Annotated in this window: 4 protein-coding genes and 1 pseudogene; 1 reads left to right on the forward strand and 4 read right to left on the reverse strand. The window is 70.5% G+C overall.

Annotation, left to right across the window (positions count from 1 at the left end; translation table 11 throughout):
• The 4 genes and pseudogenes from H0U68_RS14150 to H0U68_RS14165 form a co-directional block, all read right to left on the reverse strand.
• A pseudogene (locus H0U68_RS14150) lies at positions 1–492 on the reverse strand (xanthine dehydrogenase family protein molybdopterin-binding subunit); the annotation flags it as partial.
• Positions 493–496: 4 nt separating this feature from the next.
• On the reverse strand, positions 497–1,741 hold the full coding sequence (locus H0U68_RS14155) for an acyl-CoA dehydrogenase (protein WP_296356640.1): 1,245 nt from the start codon (positions 1,739–1,741) through the stop codon (positions 497–499).
• An 11-nt stretch (positions 1,742–1,752) separates the two neighbouring features.
• Positions 1,753–2,541, reverse strand: a complete 789-nt coding sequence (locus H0U68_RS14160) for an alpha/beta hydrolase (RefSeq protein WP_296356642.1) — start codon at positions 2,539–2,541, stop codon at positions 1,753–1,755.
• On the reverse strand, positions 2,538–3,575 hold the full coding sequence (locus H0U68_RS14165; RefSeq protein ID WP_296356647.1) for a peptidase M29: 1,038 nt from the start codon (positions 3,573–3,575) through the stop codon (positions 2,538–2,540). The genes H0U68_RS14160 and H0U68_RS14165 overlap by 4 nt, the downstream gene beginning before the upstream one ends.
• A gap of 69 nt (positions 3,576–3,644) precedes the next feature.
• Between H0U68_RS14165 and H0U68_RS14170 the strand changes: the two genes are divergently transcribed.
• Entirely contained in the window at positions 3,645–4,154 is a 510-nt protein-coding gene (locus tag H0U68_RS14170) for a flavin reductase family protein (protein ID WP_296356643.1), read from the forward strand.
• Positions 4,155–4,180 lie beyond the last annotated feature (26 nt).

The raw sequence follows: 4,180 nt of genomic DNA on the forward strand, positions 1-4,180 counted from the left end.
CAGCTGCGGCGCGCCGGGGGCGATGGCGTCGGCCCCCTCGGTGACATGCGGCAGCGGCTCGTAGTCGACCCACACGGCTTCGGCCGCGTCGCGCGCCTGCTGCAGCGTTTCGGCCACCACCAGCGCGACGGCGTCGCCGACGAAGCGCACCATTTCGTGCGCCAGCACCTGGCGCGGCGCGCTGGTGCCTGGGCCGCCGTCGGGCCGCTTGAAGCCGCTGGTGCCGGCCATCGGCTTGATGCCGGCCGCCTGCAGGTCGGCGCCGGTCAGCACCGCCGCCACGCCGGGCATGGCGCGCGCCTGCGCCGTGTCGATGGACAGGATGCGCGCGTGCGGATGCGGCGAGCGCACGAACAGCAGCCGCAGCTGGCCCTCGGGCATGAGGTCGTCGGCGTACTGGCCCAGGCCCTTGAGCAGGCCCTCGTCTTCGATGCGCTGGACGGACTGGCCACTGCCGAAGCGCTGCGCGATGCCGGTGGATGAGGTGCTCACGTCGTCAATCCTTTTCGCCTTGTTCATACAGCGTCTCGCGGCCCATGCGGTCGAGCACCAGCTCGGCCGTCCACGGCAGCATCAGCGCGCCGCAGCGGCTGTCGCGGTACAGGCGCTCCAGCGGCAGGTGCTTCATCATGCTCTGGCCGCCGCAGGTGCGGATGGCCAGCCGCGCGATGTCGTTGGCGCCCTCCATCACGCTGTAATGCGCGGCGTAAAGACGCATGCGTTCGTCCTTGGACGGATCGGGCCGCGCCTCCAGCACCACGCGCAGGAACAGGCTTTTCAGCTGCTCCAGCTGGATGCGCATCTGCGCCACGGCGATCTGCTTGGTGGGGTACATGCGGCGCTTGACCGGCGGCTCGCCGGGCACCTCGCCGCGCAGGTACTGCACGGTGAAGTCGTAGGCGGCGTTGGCGATGCCGAGATACGTGGGCGACAGCGTGAAGAACATCGCCGGCCAGGTCTGCGCGCCCTTGAAGTAGATGCCGCGTGGCATGAGCTGCTCGTCGTCGGACACGAACACGTCCTTGAACCCGAGGTTGCGGCTGACCGTGCCGCGCATGCCCAGCGGATTCCAGTCGCCGCTGATGGACAGGCCCTCGCTGGTGGCCGGCACGGCCAGGTAGAGCGTGTCGCGCGCGTCGGGCTTCTCGTCGCCCTTGTCCTCGGTGCACAGGATGCCGTAGTAGTCGGCCGCGCCCGACAGCGAGGCGAAGATCTTGCGGCCGTTGACCAGCCAGCCGCCTTCCACCTTGCGCGCCGTGGTGCCGAAGGGCGCGCGGCCGGCGGCGGCGGCGCTGCCTTCGGAGAACGGCTGCGCGTAGACGGCGCCGTCCTTCACCACCCGCGCGAAATGCAGGTCGCGACGGCGGTTGTGTTCGGCGCGCTGCGCCTCGGTCATTGCGATGCCGTCGGCCAGCACGCCGGTCCACAGGGTGGAGCAGATGTGCATGTTGTAGGTGAGCGCGGTGGCGCCGCAAAAGCGCCCGATCTCCGCCGCCACCATCGTGTAGGTCGCGTAGTCGGCGCCCAGGCCGCCGTGGCTGCGCGGCACGCACAGCCCCAGCAGGCCGGCCGCGCGCAGGTCCTCGTAGTTGGCGAACGGGAAGCTCGCCTCCTCGTCCCACTGCGCGGCGCGCGCGGCGAACCGGTCGCGGCCCAGCGCGTGCGCCAGCGCCAGCAGCTCGCTTTGCTGCGGGGTGAAGGCGTGGTCGCCGACGGCGGGCGTGAAATCCAGTGTGGGCATGGTGTGGGTGCTCAGTGCAGCACGCGCGGCAGCGCGAGGAAGTTCAGCAGCATCCCGTCGAAATCGTCGGGCGCCTCCAGGTTCTGCAGGTGGCCGACGCCGCGGATTTCCAGGTAGGTGCTGTTCGGGATCGATTGCGCCATCTTCTTCATCATGGCGGGCGGCGCGTTCCGGTCGTGCTCGCCGGCCAGCAGCAGGGTGGGCACGCGGATGTTGCCCAGGTTGGCACGCCGGTCGAAGGTGACCATGCATTCCAGTGCGCGCCGGTAGGTCGATGCCGGCACCAGGCCCATGCAGTGCGTGGCCAGGCGCACGCCTTCGGGCAGCGAACCGGGTCCGACCATGCGCGGCACCATGATCTCGGCCAACTCCGCCATGGTGGTGCCCGCGTCCAGCGGCGCGGTGCGTTCGGCGATGAAGCCGCGCTGCCAGTCGCCGTCGGGTTTGCCGAAGGCCGGCGAGGTGCCGCACAGCACCAGCTTGCTGACCAGCTCGGGCCGGCGCGCCACCACCTCCTGCGCCACCATGCCGCCCATGCTGTGGCCCACCAGCGCCACGTGGCCGCACTTCAGCGCTTCGATGAGTGCGATGCAGCTTTGCGCCAGGCCCTTGAAGGTGTAGGGCTCGATCGGGGCGCTGCGCCCATAGCCCGGCATGTCCCAGGCCACCGCGCGGTAGCCGGACGCCGCCAGCGTTTCCACCTGCGGCGCGAACGCCAGGTGGCCGCCGCCCACGCCGTGCAGCATCAGCACCGTGGTGGCGCCGCCGCCCAGCACGTTGAAGGAAGGAATGGGTGTCATGGAATCAGGCGCCCCGCGTCCACCACGGTGGTGCCGTCCAGCCGCACCGTGCAGCCGCGCAGCGGCAGGTCGAAATGCCCCGGCGTGTGGCGGCCCGCCACTTCGTTCGCGCCGGTGCTGTAGAGGAAGTTGCCGGCAAAGGCGCGCAGCTCGGTGCCATTGAAGTCACGCTTGTCGTACAGCGCCATGCTGTCCCAGCGGGCCTGTGCGTTCAGCCCGTAGCCGACGTGGCTGACCGCATAGGCTTCGCGGTCGCCCCAGCCGGCGATGTAGCTGCGCATCAGCTCGGCGTCGACGCCGCTGCCCTCGATGCGCGTGACGTAGTCGTTCTCGATGGTCAGCGTCACCGGCCGTTCCAGGTAGCGCTTGAAGGTGAGGTTGACGTCGCCCTCGGCCAGCACCAGCGTTCCGTTGACGCTGCCCGCCGCCGGAAACGCCAGCGCCAGGCCGCCGGGCCAGTGCGTCATGGTGCCCGGCCGCGCGGTGGTGCCCCAGTTGCCGCCGCAGGCCGCGCCTTCCAGCGAAATGGCCAGGTCGGTGCCGGCGGCCGAGCTGACCTGCATGCGGCGGCTGGCGCGCAGCCGCTTCACGTGCTCCTTGACCAGCGGCTCCAGCGTGTCGTCCGGCAGCAGGCGCGCCAGTGCCTCGGGGTGCTCGTTGCTCACGTAGATGACGCGCGCGCCGCCGCGCAGGATGGCGGGCAGTTCGGGCGCATGCATCAGGCCCTCGACCGTGCAATCGACCACCAGCGTGCTGCCGGCCAGCGCGGCCACCACCGGCTGCAGCTGCCGCAGCGCCGCCGACGCGCCGGTGCTGCGCGCCACCGGCAGCGTGCCGCCGAAGACGCTGGGCACGGAAAGCTCGAACACGCTGCAGCCGATGCGCGCACCAGCGAGCCGGGCCAGCTCGGGCAGCACCGGCCGGCTCTGGCTTTCGCGCAGCACCGCGACCGTGTCGCCGGGGCACAGCGCGCAGCGGCGCAGCACCGTTTCGAAAGCGTCGAGCCAGGCGGGCTCCAGCGTCGTGTCGTTCAGCAAGTCGTGGTGTCCATGGCAAGGAATATCTCCGATGTATTATTCATGAATGCTCCTGTACCGGCTGCAATGAATCCACCGCGCCAAGCCCAGCCGCCGAGTTTTTCGGCGCAGGAGTTCCGCAGCGCACTGGGCATGTTCGCCACCGGCGTCACCATCGTGACCGCCGGTGATGTCGACGGCGCCATCGTCGGCCTGACCGCCAACTCCTTCAATTCCGTCTCGCTCGACCCGCCGCTGGTGCTGTGGAGCCTGTCGCGCGCCGCCGCCTCCCTGGCGGTGTTCAGCGCCGGCTCGCACTACGCCATCAACGTGCTGGCGGCCGACCAGCGCCCGCTGGCCGAGCGCTTCGCGCTGCGCGGGGCCGACCGCTGGGCCGGCGTCGAGTACGAGCGCGGCAGCGGCGGCGCGCCGCTGCTGCGGGGCGCCGCCGCCTGCTTCGAGTGCTTCAACCGCAGCCGCTACGAGGAAGGCGACCATGTCATCTTCGTCGGCGAAGTCGAGCGCTGCAGTCACCGGGTCGGCGCCTCGCCGCTGCTGTTCCACGGCGGCCGGTTTTATACGGAACATCCCCTGTGAAACCTTGTGGGACAGACCAGGTAAGT

This window comes from Ramlibacter sp., from assembly GCF_013697775.1.
GTDB lineage: Bacteria > Pseudomonadota > Gammaproteobacteria > Burkholderiales > Burkholderiaceae_C > Ramlibacter.

Coding starts and splice junctions, on each gene's coding strand:
- H0U68_RS14170 (WP_296356643.1), top strand. CDS start 3,645: ATGAATCCACCGCGCCAAGCCCAGCCGCCGAGTTTTTCGGCGCAGGAG.
- H0U68_RS14155 (WP_296356640.1), bottom strand. CDS start 1,741: ATGCCCACACTGGATTTCACGCCCGCCGTCGGCGACCACGCCTTCACC.
- H0U68_RS14160 (WP_296356642.1), bottom strand. CDS start 2,541: ATGACACCCATTCCTTCCTTCAACGTGCTGGGCGGCGGCGCCACCACG.